Annotated in this window: 28 protein-coding genes; 21 read left to right on the top strand and 7 right to left on the bottom strand. The window is 47.9% G+C overall.

Annotated elements, in window-relative coordinates:
- Positions 1-239 precede the first annotated feature (239 nt).
- The 4 genes from HP568_RS19165 (at position 240) to HP568_RS19180 (ending at position 4,387) form a co-directional block, all read left to right on the top strand.
- Positions 240-1,160, top strand: a complete 921-nt coding sequence (locus tag HP568_RS19165) for an ArsR/SmtB family transcription factor (protein WP_173629947.1) — start codon at positions 240-242, stop codon at positions 1,158-1,160.
- A 59-nt stretch (positions 1,161-1,219) separates the two neighbouring features.
- Positions 1,220-2,449 (top strand): MDR family MFS transporter, encoded by a 1,230-nt coding sequence (locus HP568_RS19170; RefSeq protein ID WP_254551350.1) that lies wholly within the window; start codon positions 1,220-1,222, stop codon positions 2,447-2,449.
- 373 nt (positions 2,450-2,822) lie between these two features.
- Positions 2,823-3,995 (top strand): bis-aminopropyl spermidine synthase family protein, encoded by a 1,173-nt coding sequence (locus HP568_RS19175; protein WP_048031522.1) that lies wholly within the window; start codon positions 2,823-2,825, stop codon positions 3,993-3,995.
- Positions 3,996-4,048: 53 nt separating this feature from the next.
- Positions 4,049-4,387: a DoxX family protein gene (locus HP568_RS19180; RefSeq protein ID WP_173629949.1), complete on the top strand. Its 339-nt coding sequence runs from the start codon at positions 4,049-4,051 to the stop codon at positions 4,385-4,387.
- Between the two features lie 47 nt (positions 4,388-4,434).
- Here HP568_RS19180 and helD read toward each other — a convergent pair whose 3' ends face one another.
- The 4 genes from helD to HP568_RS19200 all read right to left on the bottom strand — a co-directional run bounded on the left by helD (position 4,435) and on the right by HP568_RS19200 (position 9,118).
- Positions 4,435-6,795: an RNA polymerase recycling motor HelD gene (gene helD, locus HP568_RS19185; RefSeq protein ID WP_173629950.1), complete on the bottom strand. Its 2,361-nt coding sequence runs from the start codon at positions 6,793-6,795 to the stop codon at positions 4,435-4,437.
- A gap of 258 nt (positions 6,796-7,053) precedes the next feature.
- A complete protein-coding gene (locus HP568_RS19190) occupies positions 7,054-7,677 on the bottom strand; it encodes a DUF6143 family protein (RefSeq protein ID WP_173629951.1) in 624 nt (207 codons plus the stop codon).
- A gap of 79 nt (positions 7,678-7,756) precedes the next feature.
- Positions 7,757-8,602: an arylamine N-acetyltransferase gene (locus HP568_RS19195; protein WP_048031526.1), complete on the bottom strand. Its 846-nt coding sequence runs from the start codon at positions 8,600-8,602 to the stop codon at positions 7,757-7,759.
- Between the two features lie 141 nt (positions 8,603-8,743).
- On the bottom strand, positions 8,744-9,118 hold the full coding sequence (locus HP568_RS19200; protein ID WP_173629952.1) for a DUF423 domain-containing protein: 375 nt from the start codon (positions 9,116-9,118) through the stop codon (positions 8,744-8,746).
- A gap of 368 nt (positions 9,119-9,486) precedes the next feature.
- On the opposite strand from HP568_RS19200, the gene HP568_RS19205 reads away from it, so the two are divergent.
- Complete coding sequence (locus HP568_RS19205) at positions 9,487-9,669, top strand: hypothetical protein (RefSeq protein WP_048031528.1); 183 nt, start codon at positions 9,487-9,489, stop codon at positions 9,667-9,669.
- A gap of 133 nt (positions 9,670-9,802) precedes the next feature.
- Complete coding sequence (locus HP568_RS19210) at positions 9,803-11,224, top strand: SpoVR family protein (RefSeq protein ID WP_048031529.1); 1,422 nt, start codon at positions 9,803-9,805, stop codon at positions 11,222-11,224.
- A 63-nt stretch (positions 11,225-11,287) separates the two neighbouring features.
- On the opposite strand, the gene HP568_RS19215 is transcribed toward HP568_RS19210, so the two are convergent.
- The gene (locus tag HP568_RS19215; RefSeq protein ID WP_173629953.1) at positions 11,288-12,055 is read right to left on the bottom strand and encodes an SDR family NAD(P)-dependent oxidoreductase; all 768 of its coding nucleotides are present in this window, start codon (positions 12,053-12,055) and stop codon (positions 11,288-11,290) included.
- Positions 12,056-12,083: 28 nt separating this feature from the next.
- Positions 12,084-12,785 (bottom strand): SDR family oxidoreductase, encoded by a 702-nt coding sequence (locus tag HP568_RS19220; protein WP_048031531.1) that lies wholly within the window; start codon positions 12,783-12,785, stop codon positions 12,084-12,086.
- A gap of 201 nt (positions 12,786-12,986) precedes the next feature.
- Between HP568_RS19220 and HP568_RS19225 the strand changes: the two genes are divergently transcribed.
- The 4 genes from HP568_RS19225 to HP568_RS19240 all read left to right on the top strand — a co-directional run bounded on the left by HP568_RS19225 (position 12,987) and on the right by HP568_RS19240 (position 17,259).
- Entirely contained in the window at positions 12,987-13,937 is a 951-nt protein-coding gene (locus tag HP568_RS19225) for a 3-hydroxyacyl-CoA dehydrogenase family protein (protein WP_173629954.1), read from the top strand.
- Positions 13,938-14,143: 206 nt separating this feature from the next.
- On the top strand, positions 14,144-16,123 hold the full coding sequence (locus HP568_RS19230; RefSeq protein WP_173629955.1) for a methyl-accepting chemotaxis protein: 1,980 nt from the start codon (positions 14,144-14,146) through the stop codon (positions 16,121-16,123).
- A gap of 118 nt (positions 16,124-16,241) precedes the next feature.
- On the top strand, positions 16,242-16,778 hold the full coding sequence (locus HP568_RS19235) for a GNAT family N-acetyltransferase (protein ID WP_173629956.1): 537 nt from the start codon (positions 16,242-16,244) through the stop codon (positions 16,776-16,778).
- 139 nt (positions 16,779-16,917) lie between these two features.
- The gene (locus tag HP568_RS19240) at positions 16,918-17,259 is read left to right on the top strand and encodes a GRAM domain-containing protein (RefSeq protein WP_173629957.1); all 342 of its coding nucleotides are present in this window, start codon (positions 16,918-16,920) and stop codon (positions 17,257-17,259) included.
- Positions 17,260-17,321: 62 nt separating this feature from the next.
- Here HP568_RS19240 and HP568_RS19245 read toward each other — a convergent pair whose 3' ends face one another.
- Positions 17,322-17,591: a hypothetical protein gene (locus tag HP568_RS19245; RefSeq protein ID WP_048031534.1), complete on the bottom strand. Its 270-nt coding sequence runs from the start codon at positions 17,589-17,591 to the stop codon at positions 17,322-17,324.
- Between the two features lie 170 nt (positions 17,592-17,761).
- Here HP568_RS19245 and HP568_RS19250 point away from each other — a divergent pair, with 170 nt between their 5' ends.
- From HP568_RS19250 to HP568_RS19300, 11 genes are all read left to right on the top strand, one after another.
- Positions 17,762-17,983, top strand: a complete 222-nt coding sequence (locus HP568_RS19250; protein WP_047070450.1) for a hypothetical protein — start codon at positions 17,762-17,764, stop codon at positions 17,981-17,983.
- Between the two features lie 171 nt (positions 17,984-18,154).
- Positions 18,155-18,484, top strand: a complete 330-nt coding sequence (locus HP568_RS19255; RefSeq protein WP_173629958.1) for a hypothetical protein — start codon at positions 18,155-18,157, stop codon at positions 18,482-18,484.
- Between the two features lie 11 nt (positions 18,485-18,495).
- Positions 18,496-18,792, top strand: coding sequence for a hypothetical protein (locus tag HP568_RS19260; protein WP_217366671.1), 297 nt, complete (start codon positions 18,496-18,498; stop codon positions 18,790-18,792).
- A gap of 103 nt (positions 18,793-18,895) precedes the next feature.
- A complete protein-coding gene (locus tag HP568_RS19265) occupies positions 18,896-19,597 on the top strand; it encodes a TerC family protein (protein ID WP_056497137.1) in 702 nt (233 codons plus the stop codon).
- A gap of 2 nt (positions 19,598-19,599) precedes the next feature.
- Positions 19,600-20,472 carry a LysR family transcriptional regulator gene (locus tag HP568_RS19270; RefSeq protein ID WP_048031537.1) on the top strand — a complete coding sequence of 291 codons (873 nt, stop codon included), beginning with the start codon at positions 19,600-19,602 and terminating at the stop codon, positions 20,470-20,472.
- A 184-nt stretch (positions 20,473-20,656) separates the two neighbouring features.
- The gene (locus HP568_RS19275; protein WP_173629959.1) at positions 20,657-21,724 is read left to right on the top strand and encodes an AbrB family transcriptional regulator; all 1,068 of its coding nucleotides are present in this window, start codon (positions 20,657-20,659) and stop codon (positions 21,722-21,724) included.
- 201 nt (positions 21,725-21,925) lie between these two features.
- A complete protein-coding gene (locus HP568_RS19280; RefSeq protein WP_056497131.1) occupies positions 21,926-22,960 on the top strand; it encodes a Bug family tripartite tricarboxylate transporter substrate binding protein in 1,035 nt (344 codons plus the stop codon).
- Positions 22,961-23,044: 84 nt separating this feature from the next.
- Positions 23,045-23,506, top strand: coding sequence for a tripartite tricarboxylate transporter TctB family protein (locus HP568_RS19285; protein ID WP_048031540.1), 462 nt, complete (start codon positions 23,045-23,047; stop codon positions 23,504-23,506).
- Between the two features lie 12 nt (positions 23,507-23,518).
- On the top strand, positions 23,519-25,042 hold the full coding sequence (locus HP568_RS19290) for a tripartite tricarboxylate transporter permease (RefSeq protein WP_048031541.1): 1,524 nt from the start codon (positions 23,519-23,521) through the stop codon (positions 25,040-25,042).
- Between the two features lie 15 nt (positions 25,043-25,057).
- Positions 25,058-25,840: a class I SAM-dependent methyltransferase gene (locus HP568_RS19295; protein WP_173629960.1), complete on the top strand. Its 783-nt coding sequence runs from the start codon at positions 25,058-25,060 to the stop codon at positions 25,838-25,840.
- Between the two features lie 235 nt (positions 25,841-26,075).
- Positions 26,076-26,528, top strand: coding sequence for an Lrp/AsnC family transcriptional regulator (locus HP568_RS19300; protein WP_048031543.1), 453 nt, complete (start codon positions 26,076-26,078; stop codon positions 26,526-26,528).
- Positions 26,529-26,537 lie beyond the last annotated feature (9 nt).

The following is a 26,537-nucleotide window of genomic DNA, read 5'->3' on the forward strand; positions in this document are numbered from 1 at the left end:
TCTTTGAGAAACTTCCGCCCGTAGGGTGGCTTTGGCTCGACGGTCCCCTTTTGGAAGTGGAGACGGACAGTGAATCCCACCTGCTGGCGTGTCAGAGTCGAAGAGCTCTGTGCTTTTTCTTCTCCTCCACTATGTTGACCCCATTAAGGACCTTTACAGGTTATTCTAACGAAATGGCGCTATGCAAAATCCAACAAGAATGATACACTGAAAAAAACTAAACGTACGATGGTGATAGAATGAATGGGTTATATTCGATCAAAGTAGAATGGTCTCCTGCGTATGAATGTATCATTAGCCTCTACACTTACATTTACGAAAAGGAGCGCAAGCATTATTTGCTTGGTACGGCTTGGAAAGAGGAGACAAAACAAATGCTCCCGGCTTCTTTTGCAGATGAACTCGCAGATGAACGCTGGGAAGTACTCCACCGTTTGGTGCTGCTTGTAGCGCAATCACCGCAGACCCAATCCGTTGAAGAATTTCTTGGGTGGCTGGAAAGCATCCCGCCCGGTGAAATTTATGAGCGCCTCGCGCCATGGGTGGAGACAATCCCGCTGAACCTGGGGGAAATCCGTGATCGCAGTCTATCGTTGCTTACCCGATGGAATGAGCATTATTTTTCGAAAGTGGACCCACGCATTTTGGAGAATCTGCAACGAAGCGCCGATGAGCTGACAGTCCGCGCCAAAGAAACGCCTCCCATCGATTTGGTCGATCATGTTACGAATGGTATCTGGATTGAGCCGATGGAAGATTTGCGAGAGGTTGTACTCATCCCGCAATATCATTGTGCCCATTCTTCTGTTCTCGACTTTTATCGGGGGCTTGCCACTTGCATGTACCCTGTCAAAGATGCGGCAACGACCAAACCACAGCCGCTCCTGGAGCTGTTGCCTATCACACAGTGCCTAGCGGATGAGAAGCGCCTGCAAATCTTGCGCTGCCTGGCAAAAAAGACGTGCACCCTCGGTGAATTACAGAAGCAAGTATCCTTGGCCAAAAGCACCGTCCATCATCATGTGACGGCGTTGCGCAGAGCGGGGCTGATTCGTGCTCACTACACAGGAAGTACGACGATTTCCTACTACAGTCTGCGAGAAGCCTTCGTCGAGCGTCTCCCGGTCTTACTGCGTTCCTTCTTCCATGGACCAGAGTAATTTTGCTTATGGAAATGGCATGATTTTGTTGAGAGGGTAGGTTAATCAGTATGAGCAAAATGAGGCAAGTGTGGGAGGCGTATCACCCGATTGTTCATCTGTTGATGGCAGGGACGGTGTTCGTTCAGCTCACCCAATCGATGAGTATTCCTTTTCTGGCCATCTATCTCGGTGAAACGACGAAGCTCTCTCACGCCTATATTGGACTGATTATCGGGGCAGGTCCTTTGGCTGGAACAGTAGGGGGATTTGTTGGCGGGATTCTCTCGGATTTGTTTGGCAGACAAAAGCTGATGTTTTTTTCCTTGCTTGCTATGGCGTGCTCGATTATCGGATTCATTACGGTGGCTCATCCGATCGGTTTGCTGTTAATCAGCATGGTTATGGGCTTGGCGGCTTCGATTTTTGCGACGGTTTCAAAAGCGCTGATGGGCGACTTGACTCCCGAGCACAAACGTTTTCGTGTGTTCTCGAATCGCTATCTTGCGAACAATCTAGGTTTCGCGATTGGTCCTATGCTCGGTGCTTTTTTGGGGATTTCCGGCAGCAATCTGGCGTTTTTTCTGACGGCGGTATCCTTGGTGAGCTTTGCCGTCATTTTAGTAGTGGCATGTCGGAGATGTGGCGTCACTGATGAGGGTGGGGGGAACGGAGAGGTAGAGCGAGCCAGTTTGGGTGAGATCTGGCAAGTGCTCAGAAGGGATGTCGTTCTTCTTACCTTTGTCACAGGCGGAGTCTTGTTAGTGACGGTGTACGGTCAGATGTCTGTTACGCTCTCCCAATACTTGCGGGAAAACTTTTCGGAGGGAGTCGCCTTGTTTGGAACCTTGATGAGCGTCAATGGATTTACCGTCTTGCTTTTGCAAATTCCAGTGACGAGACTGGTTGAGCGTTATTCCTTGTTTGCACGGATAGCAGGTGGCGCTGTATTGATGGCCATAGGAGAAGTGGGCTTTGCTTTTTCGCCAGATTGGGCTTGGTTTATTACAGCGATGGTCGTATTTACGCTAGGGGAAATCTTGATTGTACCGGCGGAGTATGCGCAAATCGACGAGATCAGTCCCGCGAATATGAGAGGGACTTACTATGGAGCACAAAGCGCAACGATGCTGGGTAGCTTCCTCGGACCATGGGCAGGTGGTATGGTGCTCACCGCATATGGTGGCCCCGTGATGTTTTCGGTCATGGCAGTATTGGCGCTGGTCAGCTTGATCTTTTATTGGCTGGGACGCAGGCTGCATGAAAAGCGGAAGCAGCCTAGAAATGCAATTGTAGAGACAGCCATGTAGCTTCTTGCCGATTGATTGCGAGTACCGTATAATGGAAAGTATCTTTTTCAAAAGGGGACGTTTTGATGTCGGTGTGTGTTCTTAACTAAGCAACTGGATAGGGTACTCCCAGAATTATTTTAGCAAAAACGACATTTCATGTCGGCTTATTTGCTATGGAAAAAGGGAGGCCTTGATTAGTTAAGAACTTACGGTCATCCATCTACCCATTTGCTCGACTACGGGAACCGTGCTCTTACGCACGGTTTTTTTGCGTGACTATCCACGCGCACGTAGCGAACGTATGCCCTCAAGGCGGAGATGAACGAATGTTCATGCTCTGCCTTTTTGCGTGCATCAATGGGTCTATCCCTTTTGAAAAGAGGTATTCTACATGAAAAATTATATCGAAGACACCTATAAACAAGTGCGTTTACAAGAAGGACAACGAGTGATCGAACAATTTCTGCTCGCATGTTATTTTCATCCGGGTTTGCCTACGAAAGAGCTGGCGAGAAAGGTATTCTTGCCTGTACCTGTGGCGACTGCGATCAAAAAAGAGCTGATCAAGGCAGGTGCCATACAGCAGGGGAACGGGGTGAGATGTACCGCAGAAGGGGAGGCGTTCATTGAGCAAAAGCTAGGGTATAGTGGGCTGGATCGTGAGCTGTACGAGAAGCTGATGAGAGACGACGAAGCCTGGAAAACCGAGCTGGCTGACTTGCAAGCGGAGATGGAGACGATTTTTGCTGAGCGTCCGCAAGTCGATGTACAGATCGATCAGTCCAAATGCACAGTCGAGACGAGCTTGCGCAGGGCAATCTTATGTTTACGGCATCAGAGCTTGGTGGGCAAAAAAATATTATGTGTCGGGGATGATGATTTGGTCAGCATCTCGCTCGGACTTTTGCTCAAGCGCTTGTTTCCAGGGAAGCAACAACGTCCAGAGCAAATTGACGTAGTCGATATCGATGAACGCTTTCTCCAGTACATTACGGATGTGTCCAGGCAAAAAGCACTGTCCGTAGCCTGCTATCAGGCTGATTTACGGCAGCCGCTGCCGAAGAAGTTGCAGGGTGGGTACGATTGCTTTTTCACCGATCCACCTTACACGCTGCAAGGAATGGCACTGTTTTTATCCCGCGGAATCAGTGGGCTGCAAAAGCAAAAAGGACTGTCCATCTTCTTGTCCTTTGCGCATAAATCGCCTGATTTCACGCTGAATATGCAACGGGAGTTCGTGATGGCAGGCTTGACTGTACGAGAGGTGCTCAGTCATTTCAATGAATATGAAGCGGCGCAAATGATTGGAAACAAGGGACAGATGATCGTGCTCACCACCACAGAGCTAACAGCTCCGACGATCAAGCATCCATTTCTGGAGTCGCTATACACAGGCGAAGAGACTCCTTCCAAGCGTGAGTATCAATGCAAGCGTTGCAAAAGATCGATCCAGGTAGGGGCGCAGGCAAAAATAGTGACGATAGAGCAATTGAAAAAACGTGGATGCCCTCGTTGCAAGCACCAGAGCTTTGAGCTGGTGTCCCGCCGAAGAGCACAAGACTGATTGTCTGCAAGAGGGCATATGGTAGTGGTGGAGGGGAGGGAGAATAAGAGAAGATGGCTTACGAAAAAGCGTTTGCTTTATTGCGGATCGGGACAGGAATCTTGTTTTTCATCCATGGCATAGCCAAGCTGCAAAAAGGGATGGCTAATGTTGTGATGACGTTTGGTGATCTCGGCTTGCCGGGGTGGCTGGCGTATCTGGTGATGATCGTAGAAGTGATCGGCGGTCTCGCGCTGATCATCGGAATCGGGGCGAGATATGCTGCCTGGGGATTAGCTGCGATCATGGCAGGAGCGATTGTGACAGTGAAATGGGCGAAAGGGTTTGTGGGCGGTTATGAGCTGAATTTGATCCTGATGCTTGTCACGATTTGTGTGGGTCTAAAAAGGTAAAAAAGAGATCCGGCTGAAGCAGTAAGCGGTCAGCTGGATCTCTTTTTTTAAATAAACAGCTCGTAATACTCAGGAGAAACGTTATCTAAAAATGGACTTTTTTCACCCGAATAGTAAAGGTGCAGCTCGTGCATGGCACGTGTACATGCTGTGTAAAAAAGCTTGCGCTCACTTTCTTCGCCATAGCATGTGGCAGAAGCATCATAAAGGATGACGGCATCGAACTCGACCCCTTTTGCCAAATAAGAGGGAATGATCAAGATTCCTTTCTCAAAGGAAAGAGTAGCGGGCTTGATCAAGCGAATCGGCAATCTCTCTTGCAAAGCGTCATGAACGACGTGGGCTTCCTCTAGCGTTTTGGTGATAACAGCGATCGTCTGATGACCACGATCAGCGAGCTCACGTATGCGTGCTTCGATTTGATCGGCATGAGCTTGAGGTGATGTCACTTTGGTTAGAGTTGGCAAGCGACCGTCGCGCATAAAAGGCTCAATCATATCCCCGTTTCGCAAAAGTTGTCGTGTAAACAAGACGATGGGATAGGTGGAGCGGTAGCTTTTGGTCAGGACGAAGGTCTCCGTCTCTTCAGGCTCAAACAGGGAAGCGACAGCCTCAAAGCTATTCTGCTGATACGCATGGGCGTAAATCGCCTGATTCCAGTCTCCCAGCACCGTCATTTTGGCACGGGGAAACAAGCTCTTGATGAGAGCGAACTGAAAGGCGGAGTAGTCCTGGGCTTCATCGAGAAAGACATGACGGACGAGGTTGTTCGTCTGCTTGCCCTCCAAACGTTCCTGCAAATACAAATAAGGAGGGATGTCTTCACATGCCAAATATTGTTGTTCTAAACGCTCTGCTGTCTGTTCGCACACTGCGGGCCAATTTTCCAATGCTTCGTGTTGGAGAGTGGTTGGCGCAAGCGTCCCGAGCAAGTCAGGTGACAAGAAGAGCTGGCGGTAAATCGCGCGCGTATCAATAAATTGAAGTTCCCGGATAAAATCGCGCAGTGGCTGAAACTGCTTTTTGACGATCCAGTTGGCTAAGAGCTCCTGCTCGCGTTCGAAGTCATCGAAGGTATCCTCTCGAAACTGCTTTTTGCGGCGCAGCGATTGATAGGCAGCTACATAAGCGTCTCGGTCAAGCAGCTCCATTTCATCTTCTACCCATGGTTTTGATCGTTCGCGCTGTTCCAGTTTTTTCAGCTCTGTCAGCAGTGATTTCGCAACGAGTACCATTCGGTTGGGGATCGGCAGACTCGTATCGAGAGCATAAAACAGCTCATGGATGTGAGCCGCACTGATTAGCGTCTGATTTCTAAATGGAACGGGGCGAAATATGATACCAGATTGTTTCAGGCTATTCGCGTATTCATCCATGGCCTGCAAAAACAAGGCGCTTGATTTGAAACGGATTCCTTGCAGTCGCGCCTCGTATCCAGGCTGATCATTTGCTGTCAGTACATACTCCATCTGTTCAAGCGGGTTTTCCAGGCGAAAGTCGTCACCGAGACGATGCTCCGCGTATTCCTGAAAAGTCGTTTGCTGCATATTTTCCTCGCCGAGCTCAGGAAGAACGGTGGAGACGTAGCTGTTAAACAAAGAGTTTGGCGAGAACAAGACGATTTGCTCCGCGGTCAATGTCTTGCGATAACGGTATAACAAATAAGCGATTCGTTGCAGTGCCGCAGACGTTTTTCCGCTACCTGCAGCCCCGGAGACGATGACGAGTCGGCTGCGTTCATTGCGGATGATGCGGTTTTGATCCCGTTGGATTGTGGCCACGATGCTTTTCATCTGGGAGTCAGCCTGTTTGCCGAGTACCTCCTGAAGCAGCTCGTCGCCAATCGTTACGCCCGTATCGAACAGGTGCAGCAATTTGCCGTCGCGAATGATGTATTGTCTTTTGCACGTAATCTCTCCATTTACGCTTCCACTTGGGGTATTGTACTCTGCTGGTCCCGGCGAGTAGTCATAATACAGACTGGAGATCGGTGCGCGCCAGTCGTAGACGAGAAACTCCTCGTCGTTTTTATCCAGCAAGGAAGCAATGCCGAGATAGATGGCTTCTGGCCTCGATTCATGCTTTTCCTGAAAATCAATCCTGCCAAAATAGGGAGAGTGCAACAATCGCTGTAGTGTACGCAACTGATTTTGGGCATGGCGATGGATGCGTTCACGCTCGGAAAGGACTTCCGCTTGCTGCTTGATACTGGCGTAAGTCTCGACAGCTTCGATGGCATCTTCGAAGTTGACTGTCACGTCGTCCCAAAAATGCTTGCGAATTCCGATGATATCCTCGCTCACGACATTCACATGCTCTTTGAGGTCATCTATTCGGTTCTTTATCTCTGAGATGACTTGTTCAACACGTTGTTGTTCGTTTTGCCGATCTTGATCAGTCACGCTCATGGTACCGCTCCTTTTTCGTTCCCCATTTTTGGCCTGATGGTTTGACAATCGAAAGTGAATGTGGTACTATTATATTGGGAATAAAATAGATACATATTAACAAATGACCAACAGACCAATTCTCATTGTATCACGTGAAAATTGGCTTTTCAACATGGTGTAGGAAAAATACAAAGTGAAATGACAGGGAACTCCTTTGGGGGTTCCCTTTTTTGTTTTGTTGCGGCTATACTTGTCCGTCAAGCATTCCAGTGAGAGCTACCCATATACGGGTTGTTCCCACCAGTCTATTGAAAAGGAAAAGGATGTCTTCTCACCTGCGTTTGGGACGCGAACGACGAGCGCCATTCCTGGTCCGAGAATCCACTGTCCGCCAGGGGTCGCCTCAACGGTGGAGGACGTCGGAATGATTCGCGTGGCGGTGTGAATGTGATCAGAAAAGGTATCCGCCATACCAGTGCCATGCAAAAGTTGCCCTTGGGCGACGGGACAAGCGGGGAGTTGAACATAACCAGAAGTCACTTGTCGTGAGAGAGTTGTACCTGTGAGAGAGGCGGCTTTACCAAACAAGAAATGTGCTTCTATCGGGTGCGGGGATGGATTGGTGATCATCCAGTGATGGACAAATAAATGAACACCGGAGCGTAAGGGATTCGACAAGCTAGCAATCCCGATAGCCCCGTCGCCTACGATCATTTTTTCCGATAGCCCCATGAAGTATTTACATTGATCCGCCATCGACATTGCATACGGAATGTGGACACTCCGACTCAGCTGTTCCGTAGCAGAAGGAGTGGGAAACGGATAGTACCCCATCTGCATGTAGACATCAGGTATTCCTCCATAAAAGTAAGAGGGGCGTGTATAGGAGGGCTTCGTCATGATTTCCTCTCCTTGTGAGTGGGGTAACTGCTAACTCTACAGCATATGGCAATCGTCCATGGAGGGTGTCAGGAAGCCATCAGGACTTGTCAGCGAACACATCGATACCAGCATCAGCGAGGATAGTAACGGCTTCGCGGACTGGAAGTCGAGGCAATCCGAATTCGCGTGTGACAACAACTTCTAACTCGTCGATAGAGCGGAGACGCAGTTTTTGGTCTTCACCGTTTTCGTACAGGATGAACAGGGAATTGTTTTTCAGTGATAAACATCGTTTTTGCGAGAGTTGATACATATGGATACGCAGGCATGTTAAGAAAGTAGCATCAGGCTGAAAGGATCGGGCGATGGCTGGTGCTAGATCGGAAAGCTCACGTTTTTGTGTCGGATCGAAGTGCCAGCTATCGTTTACCAACAGTTGATGTCGCATGCGACGAAAACGATAACGGTGTGGATCGGCAGGATCAGGCGCAATCAGGACTGATTCGTAGCCAAAGGAAGATTGGTAGAGAGGATCAGATGTAAAAGGGACAGGCTGAAATAAGGGGGCCGCTGCCGCAATGTCCACATACAGTGGATAAGAAGATTCCAAAAGATCTGTAATTATTATTGCCGCGTGTTCGTCAGCCAGCGAGACGAGATAGCCATTAAAACCAAGCAGGTGTAGCAAAGCCAAAAAGCTTGCATTATTGGCATAGCAGGTTCCGCCGAAATTGTGGCGCACAGCATTTTCTATGAAGGCAGAAGGAGTAGGAACGCAGCTGTTTTTGTGAAAGTAGTAAGAGAGGAGTTTGCTCACGTTTTCGTAGGGAAACGTTTGTAAATGAGCACGGCACAATGCGGATAGGTAAGGAAGACTTGCTTCTTCTTGTTTTAATCCGAGCCTGTGCAAATATGTCTTTGCCCAATAGGGAAGAATTTTCATATCTTTTAGCCCCCTAACATTGTAGTATTTATAGAAAATTTAGACACCTCATTTTAGCAGGAAAGTGAACGATGTAGAGAAAGGTTGGCGAGTAAAGTAAAAAGGTTGGGAATGAATTCCCAACCTTTTGCAAGCTTTTATCTACGATACGGCTTTCCAAGCATGAATCGCAAGCAGCGCCCATCCAACGAGGAACAAAACTCCGCCAATCGGCGTAATCGCACCGAGAACCTTAATTCCTGTCATAGCCAGCGTGTAGAGACTGCCGGAGAAGATCAACGTACCAGCTACAAAGCACCAGCCTGCCCAGACGAGGCCAGATGAATCCGGGTACCATTTGAGCAACAGGGCAACCAGCACGAGAGCCAGCGCATGTGTCGTCTGATAGGTCACGCCCGTATGGAAAATGCCCAGCGAATAGGCGTCCAGTTTTTCCTTCAGTGCATGTGCTCCGAATGCTCCTAACGCAACCGAAAGAAATCCACTGATACTGCCAAGCATCAAAAACAGCTTCATGAGTGCGTCACTCCTTTTTCGCATAACCTGTACGATTTGTCTGTTCTCTATTTTAACGTAAAAATCCAAGTTCAAAAAGTCGACTTTTCAGCATCGAGAAAGTGGCGAGAACCTGAAGAAGGAGGAGCGGAGTGTAGGCATCCTACATGAGCACCGGACTTTGAAGGTGAACGTCACTTTCGATGTCGAATATGCATGCAATATTACTTCGTGATCAAAAGTCGATTTTTTGAACAACCGCTAAAGCCCAATTGTAATTTGGTGAACACGCCTTGGACTACCGTACAGACCGCTTGTCAACCTCCGACATAGAGTAAAGTATCGCAGTGGCAACGCTTACAGGCTGCTGCGACGGGAGGTGACGTAATATGAACAAATGGATTTCCAACGTTGGAGGTCTCCTCGGTGGTTACGCATTGCTGAAAGCGCCGTTGGAAGGTTCCTTCCTAAGTGGATTGGACCCGCTGGTAGACGGAGTTGGTCTGATTGCTGTGGTCGTATTCGCGGGAGCTCTTATTTATTCTGGTGTACGCGACTGGTTCAAGGGTTAAGTAGCACGATGAAAAACAAATCAAGGGTGTCTCCGGCCGGGGATGCCTTTTTTCTTCGGAACGATGGCGTCTTTTAGCGCGGTCCCCCATATACATAAAGTAGACCGACGGCAAAAGGGGGAGGCGAAACGATTTGACCAACGACGAGCGAAAAGAACTGGAGCGATCCATTGATGAAATTACCGAGATCGCCAAAGGGTTCAATCTCGATTTTTACCCGATGCGATACGAGATATGCCCGTCTGACATCATTTATACATTTGGCGCGTATGGAATGCCGACACGATTTTCTCATTGGAGTTTTGGAAAATCCTTTTACAGAATGAAACTGCAATATGACCTGAATCTGAGCAAAATCTACGAGCTCGTCATCAATTCCAATCCTTGTTACGCGTTTCTTTTGGACGGCAATTCCTTGATCCAAAACAAGCTCATTGTGGCTCACGTCCTTGCTCACTGCGACTTTTTCAAAAACAATGTGCGCTTCTCCAACACGAATCGGGATATGGTCGAGAGCATGGCGGCCAGCGGAGAGCGAATTCGCCAGTATGAGATCGAGTACGGCAAGGATGCTGTCGAGAATTTACTCGATGCGAGCTTGGCAATTCAAGAGCATATCGATCCGAGCTTGCTGCGTCCAAAGCTGCGTTGGAAACGAGAGCCCGAGGAAGCTAACAAAAAGACGAAGAAAGAACGACAATCCCCATATGACGATCTCTGGGGGTTGGACCGCAAAGCAAAAGAGGAAGCCGAGCCGGTAAAAGCACCGCGCAAATTCCCGCCGGAGCCGGAAAAAGACCTGTTGCTCTTCATTATGGAATACAGCAATATCCTGGACGATTGGCAACGGGATGTGCTGACGATCATTCGGGATGAGATGCTGTATTTCTGGCCGCAGATGGAAACGAAGATCATGAACGAGGGGTGGGCTACCTACTGGCACATGCGCATCCTGCGGGAAATGGAGCTGACAGAATCGGAGACGATCGAGTTTGCCAAGCTGCATTCCTCTGTCATTCAGCCTTCGACGACGAGCATTAATCCGTATCATTTGGGTCTGAAAATTTTGGAGGACATCGAAAAACGCTGGGATAATCCGACCAAGGAAGAGCAGGAGCGCTTCGGACGCAAGCCAGGAGAGGGACGCGCGAAAATTTTCGAGGTGCGCGAGCTGGAGTCCGACATCAGCTTCATACGCAACTTCCTGACCAAGGACCTCGTCAGTGATCTGGATTTATATATGTTCGGCAAGCAGGGCAACGACTGGGTTGTTGCGGAAAAGCAGTGGGAACAGGTACGCGATGGTCTTGCGGGCACACGGGTTAACGGGGGATTCCCTTATGTACTCGTGCACGATGGGGATTACTTACGCTCCGGCGAGATGTACTTGAAGCATCATTTTGAAGGGCTGGAGCTGGACGTCAAATACGTAGAAAAAACATTGCCTTACATCTATACCTTGTGGGGGAAATCCGTTCACCTGGAATCGATGGTGGAGGATCGACAAGTGTTGTTTACGTACGACGGTAAGAAAGTGCACCGCCGCTTTTTATAGGGAAAAAAGGCCGCATGCCCGGTGGAAGCTGACCGAGCGTGCGGCTTTTTCTACGTGTCCGAACTAGGACAACTGATCCGTAATCCCGATGTGGCTGCTGATCCCGCCATCCATGGTGATGCTCGCTCCGTTGATGTACCCGCTATGTGGTCCGACGAGATGATAAATCATCTGGGCGATTTCCATCGGCTGAGCTACGCGTTTCACCGGGCTTTTTGCGATGACCCGATTCATGTAATCCGAAATATCCTCCGGCCGTACGCCCATCGCCGTATCCACATATCCCGGACAGATGGCGTTGCAAGTAATCCCGTGCTCTCCCCATTCGGCAGCGATTGTTTTCGTATAGCCGATCATGCCGTGTTTGGAAGCGACGTAGGTGGATGAATGTGCAGAGCCTAGCAAGCCCTGAATGGAAGCGATGTTTACGATCCGCCCGTAGTTCCTTTCTTTCATCTTGGGCAACAGGTTTCTGCAAAATAGGAACACACTCTTCAGGTTGGTATTCATGATCCAATCCCATTCCTCATCGGAGACTTCGTCGACTCGGTGGAATGGACCGCCCACTCCTGCATTATTGACCAAGATGGTGACATTCCCAAAATGAGATTCCACAAGCTGGATGGCTTCTTCAACTTGCCCTCGTTGGCCGACATCACAGCGAATGGGCAAGGCTTGACCGCCTGTCTGCTTGATTTCTTTGGCGACTAACTGTGCCTTTTCTTCTTGTACATCAAGAACAGCGACATGGACCCCATGCTGAGCCAAAAGTTTTGCTGCTGCGGCCCCGATCCCATTGCCTGCTCCTGTGATCATTGCTACTTGCTGCATTTGTAAACGCTCCTTATTCATCTGTTATTTAGAGAATGCCTGTAGGAGGAAGGATTTTGACTTCATCGATTCGAACGTGGAGGGGACGGGAGGCGATATCTAACACGGTATCTGCCACATCTTTTGGTACGAGCATCGCACTCGGATCAAAAAAATGCCGGTCCTCCGTCATGTTTGTATGAACGGCACCGGGAAAAATGGTAGAGACCCTCACATTGTCGTTTTTCCACTCTTCATTGCAAATTTGGGAAAAGCCTTGGACGGCAAATTTCGAAGCACCATAAACGCCGTTGTCCGCAATCGGAATATATCCTGAGACACTAGAGATATTGATGATTCGGCCTCCGTGAGCTTTCATTACCTTGTATCCTTCACGGCTGCAAAGAAAGAGTCCGGTTACATTGGTGCGGAAAACATTCTCCCATTCTTCTAAGCTCGTTTGTTCAACAGGCTTAAACACGCCGACTCCTGCATTGTTGACGAGGACATCTAGACGCCCGTATAACCTTTGTACATGGGCAAACAGAGCAAGGACACTTTGCTCGTCTGTCACGTCTAGCTGTATATTCGTCACACTTCCCGGTTCAGCGTGTGCGATTTCGTTGGGAGGAGGCGCGGATCGAGAGGTTGCCCAAACAATTGCTCCTTCTTTTGCCAGAACATTTGCCATTTCAAGACCTAATCCCCGACTGGCTCCTGTGATGACTACGACTTTATTCAGTAGTTTCATGTGTACCTCCAGATGTGAAACGTGCATTCCAAGAATTGGGTTCATGCATGAGATTTTAATGGTACAAAAATTTGTTTTCCCCAACAAGCGCCATAGGAATGAATTTCAGTAAAAGTAGTAGGAATTTGCTGGGCAGGAACTAGGTATTTGATCGTGGAAAGCTTTGTTAGTAAACCTATTTCCCCCTGGGAGGCTCATTCTATGGAAAAGCATGCGGCTGTTATCGGATCAGGTGTTATGGGACATGGAATCGCGCAGCTATACGCATTGGCTGGATTTCGTGTTTCTCTTTACGATTTGCAGGAAGCGTTTTTGATGAAAGCGAGAGCTAGCATCGAGCACAGCCTTTCCCTTCTGGTTGCAGAGGGAGTGATTGCAGAACAATCTAGAGTAGCAGCGCTAGAGCAAATCGTCCTGACCACGGATTTGCGAGCGGCAGTATCTGATGCAGAAGTCATCACAGAAGCGGTACCAGAAGTCATCGAGCTGAAGTGGGAGCTGTTTGAAAAGCTGGAGCAATACGCGAGGCCAGATGCGATTATTGCTTCCAATACGTCTACGTTTTCGATTGCGCGACTGATCGAAAAAGCTACTACGCCACAACGCTTTATCATTACACATTTTTTCAATCCAGCCCAATTGGTTCCGTTGGTCGAGGTAGTCAGGCACGAGAAGACCGCGCAGGAAGTGGTTCACAAGACGATGCAGTTGATGGAAGAGATCGGGAAGTCCCCAGTTTTGCTGAAAAAGGATGTACCGGGCTTTATCGCCAATCGTCTGCAAACGGCCTTGATGAGAGAAGCTTTTCATTTGCTCGCAGAAGGTGTGGCAGATGCAGCCCAGATCGATACGGTGATGAAGGATGGCATTGGCTATCGTTGGGCTTTTGTCGGACCTATTGAGACGGCCGATTTTGGTGGACTCGATACGTGGAAGCGTGTGATGGATAACCTGGCGCCAGAGCTGGATTCCTCGACAAAAGCCCCCGCCATCATTGAGGGACGAGTAGCAGAAGGCAATCTTGGCACCAAGACCGGAGCAGGTATTTATTCGTATAAGGATACGTCTGTCTCAGAAAAGCTTCGTGTACGTGACGAACAATTCATTCGCTTGGGGAAAATGAAGGCAATGATCAATAAATTTCGCTACTAAATAGTCAGCCAATACCGACCGTCCTGTCTGTCATACATAAGCAGGGCGGTTTTTCTATGGCCTCAGGGTCCGCTTTTTCTATACCTATGACAGTTCTGTATATTTTTTTACTTAATGAACCTTCCTTCGTTACCGATATAAAAAATTAGGACTTCACCAACATGAAACGTTTATCCAAATACAACTTAGAAAGAAGATGAAATGAAGTGAAAGTTAACTTGCGAAATTGGTTTCGAAGCTATCGAACCAAGCTCATCATCACATTTCTCTTGATTCTGTTAGTCCCTTCCCTTGTCGTTGGAAGCCTGGCTTACAATCAAGCGAAACAAGAAATTGACAAACAGATCATGGACAGCGCCAACGAAAACGTCGATTTGGTCAACTCCATCGTCAGCAGTACGTTTGAGGGCAAAAAGAAGGATGCTGACTATTTGGCAAAAGATATCACACCTGGCGTGAAATCAACTGATATCCAAGAAGAAATCATGCATCATCTGGATATGTATATGGGTATGCATGCGGAAGCGTCCAGTATCAGTGTGGGAACGGTTGACGGACAGTACTTCCGCGCTCCTAGGCAAGAAGTACAGGCAGGGTTTGATCCGCGGACGAGAGACTGGTACAAAAGAGCGATGGAAAACAAGGGGACTGTCGTCGTAACGGAGCCATATATTTCGGCGGTATCCGGCGAGGTTTTAGTAGCGGTAGCGAGAACGACGGAGGATGGCGCAGGGGTTATCTGCATTACCGTCGGGATTGAACAGATCAAACAACTGGCAAACTCAGTCAGCATCGGTTCCGATGGAGATGTCATCGTAGTGGATAGCAATAAGAAGTATGTCGTCCATCCGGAAAATCAGGCAGGAACGCTGGCACAAGAGAGTTTTTACGATAATATGTACCAAGGGGAAACAGGTCAATTCCAATACGAGGAGCAAAGCATCCCGAAACAGATTTACTATGTGACGAATCCGGCTACAGGTTGGAAAATTGCCGGGTCGATGTACCTGTCAGAGATTGAGGATGCTGCACAGCCGATTTTCGCACAAACGTTTTGGACGATCACGATCTGCTTGCTGCTGGGAGGACTCATTGTAGCAGCTGTACTGCGTTCCCTTCTCCAGTCCATTCAGGAAGTGAAGGTACACGCGGTCAGAGTGAGCCAAGGTATTTTGACTGACCCGATTAAAGTGCGGTCAACTGATGAAATCGGTGAGCTTGGTCATGCGTTTAACACGATGCAGGATAACCTTCGTGCGCTCATTTCCGATGTTGAGGCCAGGGCAGAGCAAGTAGCGGCGTCTTCGGAGCAATTAACTGCGAGTGCGCAGCAGACGAGCATTGCAACCGAGCATGTAACGACTTCTGTTCAGGACGTAGCTGGCAGCGCGGAACAACAAACGAGCGGAATCGACCAAAATGTTCGTTCATTGCAGGACATTTCGGAAGGGGTCACACGGATTGTAGAGAGTGTTAATGTGTTGTCAGATACTGCTCAGCAAACAACGGTTCAGGCAGAAGAAGGAGGCAACTTTGTCGCTCAAGTCATGGGTCAAATGAAGTCGATTCATGAATCGGTAGAACAGTCGGACCGCATGACCAAATCACTCTATGATCGTTCGAAAGAAATCGGCACGATCTCGGATGTCATCAGTGGAATTGCCCAGCAGACGAATTTGTTGGCATTGAATGCAGCGATTGAGGCGGCGCGGGCTGGTGAGCATGGTAAGGGCTTTGCCGTTGTTGCTACAGAGGTGCGCCTGTTGGCTGAGCAATCACAATTGTCGGCCAAGCAAATTTCTGAATTGATCACAGAGATTCAACGGGAAACCAAGCAATCCGTCGACAATATGGAAAAAGTCAGACTGGATGTTGCAGCAGGTTTGAACGTTTCCGAGGAGACGATTCACAAGTTTGAAGGCATCATGGAGAGCACCAGACTGACCAATCCACATATCGCAGAGGTTTCCATGATCGCACAGCAAATCTTGGCTGCTGTTCAGGAAGTAACCGCGACAGCCAATGTGCTCGTCACCATTGCGAAAAGCAATGCCGAAACAGCCGAGGAAGTAGCAGCCTCTACCGAAGAGCAGCTCGCCTCCATGCAAGAGATCTCAACCTCCGCTCAATCCTTGTCGTCATTGGCGGAAGAGCTGAAAGTTTTGATCAATAAGTTTACTTATTAACCTGCGTCTTTACACAAACGAAGCGCCCTGTCTCCAGGCATACGAGCAGGGCGCTTTGCCATATAGATGTGATAACATATGGGCAATACAAGCGATATGGAATGAGGAGATGTGAACGATGAACACGATGATCAGAATAGAACAGGTAGATGATTATTCCGTTACTGAACAAGTCGTAAAAAGTGCATTCGCGAATGCAGAGTTCACCGATCACAAAGAACATGAATTGGTGTCTCGCATCAGAAAATCGGATGCATTTATCCCCGCGTTATCTCTCGTCGCGATTGATGAAGAAAATCAAGCGATCTTGGGACATATTCTTTTTTCAAAAGTACACATCTGCAATGACAATCAGAGCATAGAGTCACTTGCACTTGCTCCAGTGTCTGTCTTGCCCGATTACCAAAGCAAAGGCATAGGAAAGAAATTAATTCTCGAAGCCCTCCAAAAAGCCAAAGAACTGGGATACCAATCTGTTGTTGTCCTCGGCCATCCCGAATATTACCCGAAGTTTGGCTTCCAAAAAGCATCCCGATGGGGAATAAAAGCACCTTTCGACGTACCGGATGAAGTATTTATGGCTTTGGAACTGCAAGAAAATGCCTTGGCTCATATCTCGGGCGTTGTTGAATACCCCAGTGCTTTTTTTGAATAGGTAGGATTGTTAATGAAAAGAACCGCAGTAGATCGTTGAAGCCATCTACTGTGTTTCTTTATTCCTAGTTATGGTAATATGAAGTGCCTACCAATTCGTGAAAAAAACGGAATCGTATGTCGGAGGGGAAAAGGAAACAATGGAACTCAGGCGAAACGAAACGATCGTGCAAGAGAATATAGCGGCAAACCTATTCAGAGGAATGGAAGGAGTAGGTGGGAAGTTAACGATTACGAGTGAAAGACTCTATTTTCAACCACACAGTTTCAATATTCAAACACAACCTCTCGAATTAAGCTTGAATGATATTGCGGCAGTTGAAAAGCGGAATACGCTATTCGTGATCCCAAACGGAATGAAGATCAAGCTGCATAACGGGCAAGAGCATAAATTTGTTGTATGGAAGCGAGCGGAGATCATCGGAAGGATTCAGGATACAAAGATGAAGCAAAAAATGACGGTGATTATTAAGACGAGGTAAGCGATCCGCTCCATGAAAAACGCCCTGTCACACGCTATTCTGAGCAGGGCGATTCCCACATCTTACAAGTCCTTTGCAATGTGTGGTTTGCTATAATGACTGGTACCCCCACCGCCTACCAATACTCTTCCACCTTGTCTGAAGATGAGCAATTTCCTAGATCCATTTGAAAGCAGTACAGTTATTTTTGCTCGATTCGCTGTTGCAATATAAATAACGTAACCACTTCTGGAGATTACTGTACGCCAGTTGCGATCGAATTCAGAGCGCAGAACCCGATTGGAATACACTTGGTTTTCTACGCGTCTCGCCGTGATTCTTTTCTTTTGCATCGAGTCTCAACACCTCCTGTCAAACTATCCTATTCAGGGGGTAGAAAAAGGAATGGACAAGAGTTGTAGGCGATTTTACTATTTTCATTGCAACCAGACAGGAAGCGTTCTATGATAACACCAAGGACGGTAATCATGGTAGTAAGCCGTCAAAGAGGAGTGAGTGACTTATGGCAAAAAGCGCAGCACGCAAGCAACGCGAAAAGCTGGCCCGTGAAGGCAAAAGAAACCCAGAGCTAAACAGAAGCATTTTCGCTTTTGCTGACATGAGACAACGGACGACGAAGACTCGAGCAGAAAAACTGAATCAACAGAAACACAAAAGGTCGTTATCCTACCAAAGTGATGATGGCCTTTTTTATTTGCGTGCGAAGCTTGCTGTGATCATTTAACATGGGGGAAGAGAGTGTATCTTGTGCTCGGTGGTGAACGATTGATGAATCGAAAATGGTTGTTTGTCATCTTTAGCTTGAGTGTTCTTGGTATTGGAAGTGCCGGCATGGGCATCTCGCAAATCGAAGACTCGATCAAAGCGCAACAAGTAACTTCTATGTCTTACCACTATGGAGAATACAGCATTAGATTCGAAAGACGCGAGTTGGCTCGAAAAATCGGAAGACATATTTTTTGAATACCTCGTTCATGATGGATATTATTACGTTCCGATTGAAGAGGAGCTAACTGAAACCAATCTAGATAGCAGGCTTGGGGTAGTCAACAGAATAGGCGAGTGGGAGGAGTTCAAAGAGGGCGATACTTCCTTCTACGTCCCGGGCAGTACATACTACTTAATAAAAGGCGTACCGGATAAGAATAAAATCGCAATTGAAATCGTTAGGAAAGAAATAAAAAAATATCAGGTGCTGGAAAAAGGTCACCCAATACCAAAGTGAGGCATGACATCATGAATAATACCATTCATCCCGAATGTGCGAGAGCCATTCAACATCTCCTCCAACTGAAGGACCCAAAACGCGAAGACTTTTTGGCGCTGAAAACGTATGGAAATGACCGCTATTCGGCAATGGGCTGGGAGGAGCTACAGACATACATCAATGAAAAGACCGTCATCATCGTCGAGCAGTTTGAAAATGAACAAAATATTATGTCTGCCCTGCGCTGGGTAGCGAGAGGATTGCCGGTTTGGCTAGCGATTCGAAAAGTACGGGCGGATTTTTCTGTGTATGGATACAAGAAGTAGCCGGTCTTTCAAAAAAAATATATGCAAATAATAGAAATAATACTGCGCTAACGAAAAGATAGGTCTATTATTGTCAATATCAGCAATATTGGAGGGAGACATCATGACAGATTACTTACTTAGCTTACTACAAATCATTATGATCAACCTGGTCCTGAGTGGAGACAATGCAGTCGTTATTGCTCTTGCCTGTCGGAACCTGAGTCCAGAGCTACAGAAAAAAGCCACTTTTTGGGGGAGCTTCGGTGCAATTGGACTGCGGATCATCCTTACCTTCATTGCCATCTGGCTGTTGAAAATCCCGTTTGTCCAAGTCGTTGGAGGACTTTTGCTCATCTGGATTGCGGTCAAGCTGTTAAAAGGTGAAGATGAGGACAGTCACATTGGTGGGGGAGCGAGTTTTGTTGAGGCACTCAAAACCATTATTTTTGCCGATCTGATTATGAGTCTGGACAATGTCATTGCCGTAGCTGGAGCAGCAAACGGGAACCTGGTTTTGGTCATCATCGGTCTTGCCATCAGCATTCCGCTCATCATTTGGGGAAGTCAGTTGCTGATGAAGCTGATGAACCGTTTTCCCATCATCGTATTGTTGGGGGCGGCTTTGCTCGGATATACAGCAGGAGAAATGATTGTAGGAGACAAAGCAGTTGGCAGCTTCCTGGAGGGGGTAATGCCTTCGTTGCATATGATTTTGCCGGTAGCATTGGCACTTCTGGTGATTGTGATTGGAAACTATTTGAAAAGGAAGGAGAAAAATGTGATAAATAAAGAAGTGACAAATAATCATGCGGAGACACTATAGCTATGGAATATCGCGATTGGTACATTCTCCAAACCTTGTACCAGGAACAAAACATCACGAAAACAGCCGAAAGCTTGTATTTGTCCCAGCCTGCTCTGACCAAACGGCTGCGGCAGATTGAAAAAGAGTTTGGCGTACAGATCGTGCAACGGGGGAGTAGAGGCGTTCATTTCACTCCTCAAGGCGAGTATTTGGCCAAATGCGCGGATGAAATGCTCCTCAGACTGCGCAATATCAAGGAGCATGTCTTGAACATGGGAGAAGAGGTCAATGGTACGCTCAGGCTGGGGGTATCCAACTATTTTGCACGGTACAAGCTCCCGATGATCTTGAAAAAGTTCAAGGAAGCCTATCCAAACGTCGAGTACAAGGTGATGACCGGATGGAGCAAAGACGTCTACAAGTCCGTGTATAATCAGGACGTGCACGTAGGCTTCGTCCGGGGAAGCTACAACTGGTCCGACCAAAAGCACTTGCTGTTCGAGGAATCTGTCTATGTCGTTTCCACGGAACCTATTCATATCGACGACCTGCCCACCCTGCCGCGAATCGACTACGAGACCGATCCGATGCTGCAGGCGTTAGTAGACAACTGGTGGACCGAACGATTTTCCCAACCCCCGCTGATCGGCATGGAGGTCGACAAGGCGGATACATGCAGTGAAATGGTAGCAAACGGTTTGGGGTACGCCATCCTTCCACGAGGCGTGCTCAATGGCAAAGACGATCTGCACATGATTGAGCTGACCACAGCAGAAGGGGAGCCGATCAGGCGAAGCACCTGGATGTTTTATCATGCGGACTCAATGGACTTGCAAATGGTCAAGGCATTTGTACGCTTCATGGAGCAGGGTGAGATAACATTTCTCGATTAAGCAAGGAAAAAGGAACTGCTGGGAACTCTCTGATCTTGGAGCCAGCAGTTTTTTTAGTATTCATTCAAGGAATCGCTAACGATAACCATTTTGTATTTTTGCTGCGAGAACAATTGTTTTACACTAGGTGTACCCCCACCCTAGAAGCTTCATACAACGTCGGAGAGTAGGAGAGGGAACGCTTATGCTGTTACGCATTCTGTTTACATTGCTGCTCGGATCACTGGGAGGCTGGCTATTTGCTACCATCCACAGTCCACTTCCTTGGCTGCTCGGAGCATTAGTCACCACGGTTATTTGTAATATGCTTGGGGTGAAAAATCTTTGGATTCCCCGATGGTTTCGTCAAGCAGGCTTGACAGTGATCGGGATCACCCTTGGTCTGCGAATGACACCAGAAATCGTCGATACGATGACAGGGCACATCGGTTTGATGCTCATCACCACGATTTTGACCATCTTAATCAGTTTGGGAAACGCTTGGATATTTTATAAGGTCTGCCGAGTAGACGGAATAACGGCGATCTTCAGTAACATTCCCGGCGGATTATCGGAAATGGTGTCGGTGGGGCAAACGGCTGGAGGAAATCAACAAGTCATCACGATTTTCCACTCGATTCGTGCGATCAGCGTCGTGCTTTGCACTCCTTATCTTGTGACATTTCTACCTACTCATGCTGCCATACAGACAGCTACTACAGAACACATGCTGGGGATTGGGCAGACAGTCATGATTCTTGTGGCTGGTGTCATTGGAGCGTTGATTGCGTCACGCTGTTATATACCCGCTCCGTTCTTGCTAGGTGCCTTGCTCGTGACCGCTTTGATTTCGATGAATACATCGCTTGTGGGAGAGAGTCCTGCGTTGCCAAGCATCTTAGTCCAAGGGGCGCAAATATTCATCGGGGTCAGCATCGGTCTTGGCTTCAAACGAGAGGACATCGCCAAAAACCGTCGATTCTTTCTGTTCGGTCTCATGCATTCCCTGTTCTTGTTCGTCATGGTGATTGCGCTTGCCATCGGCATTTCTTACGTGACGGCTACCGATATCGTGACCGCGATTCTGGCTACGGTGCCAGGTGGACTCGCCGAGATGAGTTTGACTGCCTTGGCGACAGGTGCCGATCCGATCTTAGTGACAGCGTTTCATCTGTTTCGTTTAGTTCTTGTCCTGACGTTGTTTTCCTTCGGCGCTCGTGTATGGACGAACCGCCACAGCAGGATCAAACAGCCAAAGGAGACCAGCGCCTGACGAAGTTTTACAGTCGAATCTATGGCAAGGCCTGTACGTTCCCTGACCGGAACGGCAGGTCTTTTTGGCGTGAAAAAAATGAAAATAATCGTAAATATGGTGTTTATCCAAATTATCTGAACAAACTAGGAAGCGTTTTCATCGGATGCTATGATCTCCTTAACTTATTTGAAAACGCTATCAATCGAGGGGGTTATAAAAATGAAAAAATCAAACAAATGGACAAAGTGGACCGGAGTACTCCTCACTACGGCAATGGCACTTAGCCTCGCAGCCTGTGGAGGCGGCGGTGGGCAGACAGCATCCTCTGGAGGAGCTTCTACCTATCCGGAAAAACCGATCTCGGTTATCGCTCCGTCTGGGGCAGGCGGCGGTTTGGATAAAACAGCGCGTTCTCTCGCAAAGGTGATGTCAGCAACGAAGCTGGTAGACAAGACGATCTCCGTCGAAAACAAGCCAGGTGGGGGACAGGCAGTAGGTTTGGCTGATTTCGTGACGCAAGACAAGAAAAACAACTATAAGCTCTTGCTTCCCTCTACACCAATCGTCATCAACAATGTGAAAAAAGAAGGAAACAGCCCGCATTCCTACAATGATATGACTCCGTTGGCACAATTGACGAAAGATTACGGCGCGATCGTAGTAGCAGCCGATTCTCCATACAAGGATCTGAAATCGTTAATGGATGCAATCAAAGCTGATCCAACCAAAGTAACGGTTGCAGGCGGTTCTGCTCCTGGCTCGCTTGATCACTTGACCTTTTTGATGCCAGCTGTAAAAGCGGGAATTGATCCGAAATCAGTGAAATACATCTCTTACGATGGCGGTGGAGAAGCGATCGCATCTCTCTTGGGTGGCAATGCTGACGTACTGGCTACAGATGTATCCGGTTCGGGTGAATACTTGAAATCCGGAAAAGTAAGAATCTTGGGTGTTTCTTCCCCGGAGCGCTTGAAAGGAATGTTCAAGGACATCCCGACGTATAAAGAATCCGGTTATGACACGGAGCTGATCAACTGGCGCGGTGTATTTGGACCAAAAGACATGACACCAGATGCTGTTGCTTACTGGGAGCAAAAATTGAAAGCCATGACAGAGACTCCTGAGTGGAAAGCAGAGCTGGAAGCAAACGGCTGGGACGATGGCTACAAAAACGGTGCAGACTTCAAGAGCTACCTGGGTGAGCAAGAAAAAATGTTCAAGGAAATCCTGAGCTTGCTCGGAATGGCAAAATAAAAAGGTTTGATGGGGGATGGAGAAGAAGCGATTCTTCTCCTCCTCCTTCATTCTGGATTCTTGTACGAACAGGAGGGAACATACGTGAGCAAAACATTTGACCGCTTCGCCAGTCTGATTTTTCTCGTGTTGGGCGTAGCATTTGTGGTCGGGAGCCAAAACATCTCGGCGAGTGCTTACGGCAGCAATGTCGGACCAAACATTTTTCCAATGGGACTCGGAAGCTTGCTGATCCTGCTCAGCCTGCGATTATTTTATGAGACATTCAAATACAAGCAAGAGGGCAAGAAAGAGAAGGAAAAGCTCGATTACAAACGGTTCCTCATCATTCTTGTCGCGGCCTTATTCTACGTATTGCTTCTAGAGGAAATCGGCTATGTGATCAGTACCTTCCTTTTCCTTTTGGTTGGATTTCAGACGATGCAGAAAGGGAAATGGCTCAACAGCGTGCTCATTTCCGGTGCATTTTCATTCGGTGTCTACTTGTTGTACGTGGAAGTTCTCGATGGCACTTTACCCGGTTTACCAACATGGTTAGGCTTGTAGGAGGTGGATGAAATGAGTGCATTTGATTATTTGCTGAACGGATTTGCCACTGCCCTGCAATGGCAAAATATTATCTTTGCATTTGTGGGTGTCTTGATCGGTACAGTAGTCGGGGTATTGCCAGGGATTGGCCCAATCAGTGGCGTGGCCTTGTTGATTCCGGTGACCGCTTCGTTGACGAGTGGACTGCCTCCAGAAGCAGCGGCGACCAGCGCCATTATTTTGCTGGCAGGGGTTTATTACGGAGCGATGTATGGCGGCTCTACTACTTCGATTTTGTTGAATACACCTGGTGAGTCATCTTCTGTTGTTACCGTACTGGACGGATACCCGATGGCTAAGCAGGGAAGAGCGGGAGTCGCTCTCTCTATCGCTGCAATTGGTTCGTTTTTTGCAGGACTCGTCTCGCTGATCGGTCTGGTATTTTTGGCAGAGCCACTCTCGGAAGTAGCACTCAAGCTCAGTCCGGCAGATGAGTTTTCGCTGATGATCTTGGGGTTATGTGCACTGAGCGGGCTGGCAGGCAAGTCCGTGACCAAAGCATTGATGATGACGGTTTTTGGCTTATTGATCGCGACGATCGGGCTGGACAATGTATCGGGTGTGGCGCGTTTTACCTTTGATATGCCCGAGCTTTATTCCGGTTTGGAATTTTTGACGATCGCTGTAGGGGTATTTGCGCTTGGAGAAGTGTTCAAGACGATTCTCGAACGGGATGTGAATGAGGGAGAGATCGCCAAAATCTCCCGAATTATACCGACCAAGCAAGACTTGAAAGAAAGTGCTGGACCGATTCTCCGCGGATCACTGGTTGGATTCTTTAAAGGAATTGTTCCTGGTTCTGGTGCTACATTGGCATCCTTCCTCGCTTATTTGCTGGAAAAGAAAATCAGTAAAACGCCTGAAAAATTCGGCAAAGGGGCAATCGCTGGGGTAGCGGCTCCAGAGTCGGCAAACAACGCAGCATCTGGCGGGGCGATGATCCCACTTCTGACCTTGGGGATTCCGGGTACAGGGACGACAGCGGTATTGATGGGCGCACTGATTATGTACAACGTGCAGCCAGGTCCGCTTTTGTTTGAAGATCATCCGAACATCGCTTGGGGCTTGATTGCCAGTATGTTCATCGGAAACGTGATGCTCTTGATCCTCAATATGCCGCTCGTAAAGGTGTTTGCGAAGCTGATTGAGACACCACCTAAATATTTGATCCCGATGATCGTTGCCATTTCTGTGTTTGGTGTATACGCAGTCCGTGTCTCCGTTTTTGATCTGGTCTTGCTGCTCCTCTGTGGACTCGTGGGTTACTTTTTGGCGAAAAACGATTTCCCAATGGCTCCACTCGTTCTGGGCTTGGTCTTGGGTCCGATGATTGAAAATAATTTGAGACGCGCGCTGACGACGTCCAATGGTGATTTTTCTATCTTTATTGAAAAGCCAGTATCGCTGGTGTTTCTGATTATTGCGGTTCTCTGGATCACCGTTCCCTTGATCATGAAAATGAGAGGGAAGAAAGTAATCGTGAACGAAGAATAGAGGAGGGCGATTCTCATGCGCGATGACAAAAAGATTAAAGAGGAAGTCAAACAGCAGTTCGGTGCGAATGCTGAAAAGTATGTGAATAGCCAGACGCATGCTACGGGAGAGGATCTCGCTCTCCTCACGCCTTGGCTGAATCCTTCGACTGATTGGGTGTTTCTCGATGTGGCAACGGGTGGCGGTCATCTTACCAAGGCAATCGCTCCACATGTCGGTCAAGTCTTTGCGACCGATTTGACACAGCCGATGCTCGCAGCGGCGCGAAACCATCTGAAATCTCACGCGAGCAATGTCTTTTATGTGGTTGCAGATGCGGAAGCACTACCGTTTTTGAGTGAATCCTTTGATGCAGTCGGGTGCAGAATCGCGGCTCATCACTTTCCGAACCCAGAGGCATTTGTAAAAGAAGTTGCCCGTGTCCTAAAGCCGGGTGGAAAATTTGTGCTGATCGACAATATCGCAGCAGAGGATGAAAAGCTCGATCGATTCGTGAATACACTGGAAAAACTTCGTGATCACAGCCATGTACGAAGTTACTCACGCTCCGAATGGTTAGTATGGATAGAGCAAGAGGGACTGGTCGAGAGTCATTCGCGCATCCGTAAAAAGACGTTCCCGTATGCGACTTGGGTCAGACGTACGACAGAGACTGAGGAGCAGGTTGAGCAAGTAACTGCGCATATTACAAGTGCTGATGAAGAAATCCAAGCCTACTTCGCAGTTGAAAAAGAAGGAGAGCAAGTCGTTTCCATCCAAGTTGATGAGTGGATGGCGTTGTTTGAGAAATCAGAATGATAAGGACGATGCTTCTAAGCTGGTCCCCGCTTACAATCAAGCGGGGGCTTGTTCTTTTTTTTATGGGTACCTAAGTAACGATTCGTAATGATAGGGGGGCTTAACCGACGGTTTTTGGCATTATTTTTTTGGGATATCTTGCTCTGTATTTACTATTCGTTTGAATTCGGTCAATATAGAGTACGAATGGTCTATATGAAGGAAAATATGCTACTATAACCACAGGAGGTATGTGATGGATGAGGTTGACCTGAGAATTGTTCAATTGCTCGAGGAAAACGGAAGGATATCTCATGAGGAAATCAGCAAGCTGCTGCACATCTCGCGACCGGCTGTCCACCAACGGGTTGCCAAGCTGGAAAAGAATGGGGTTATCAAGGGGTACCGAGGCATCATTGACTGGAGAAAATTAGACCAAAGGCTGAAGGTATTGATCTTCGTCAAAGCAAGATGTCAGGATTTCAAAGAAATCACAGCGAAGATTGTGAATGTTCAGGTACCGAACGTGACCATCATCGAATGCCAACGGCTCGCGGGAGAGTGGTGTATGATGCTAAAAGTACGTGCGACGGCACCGGAAGATATCACCAATCTGATCGATGAAATGGTTCAGTATGACGAAATACTGGAAACCTCCACGACCTTCATCTTGTCGACGATCTACGAGGATGGCTGGAAAGAAATTTGAAAACCAAGG

Origin of the sequence: Brevibacillus sp. MS2.2 (genome assembly GCF_013284345.1) — a bacterium.
GTDB lineage: Bacteria > Bacillota > Bacilli > Brevibacillales > Brevibacillaceae > Brevibacillus > Brevibacillus brevis_C.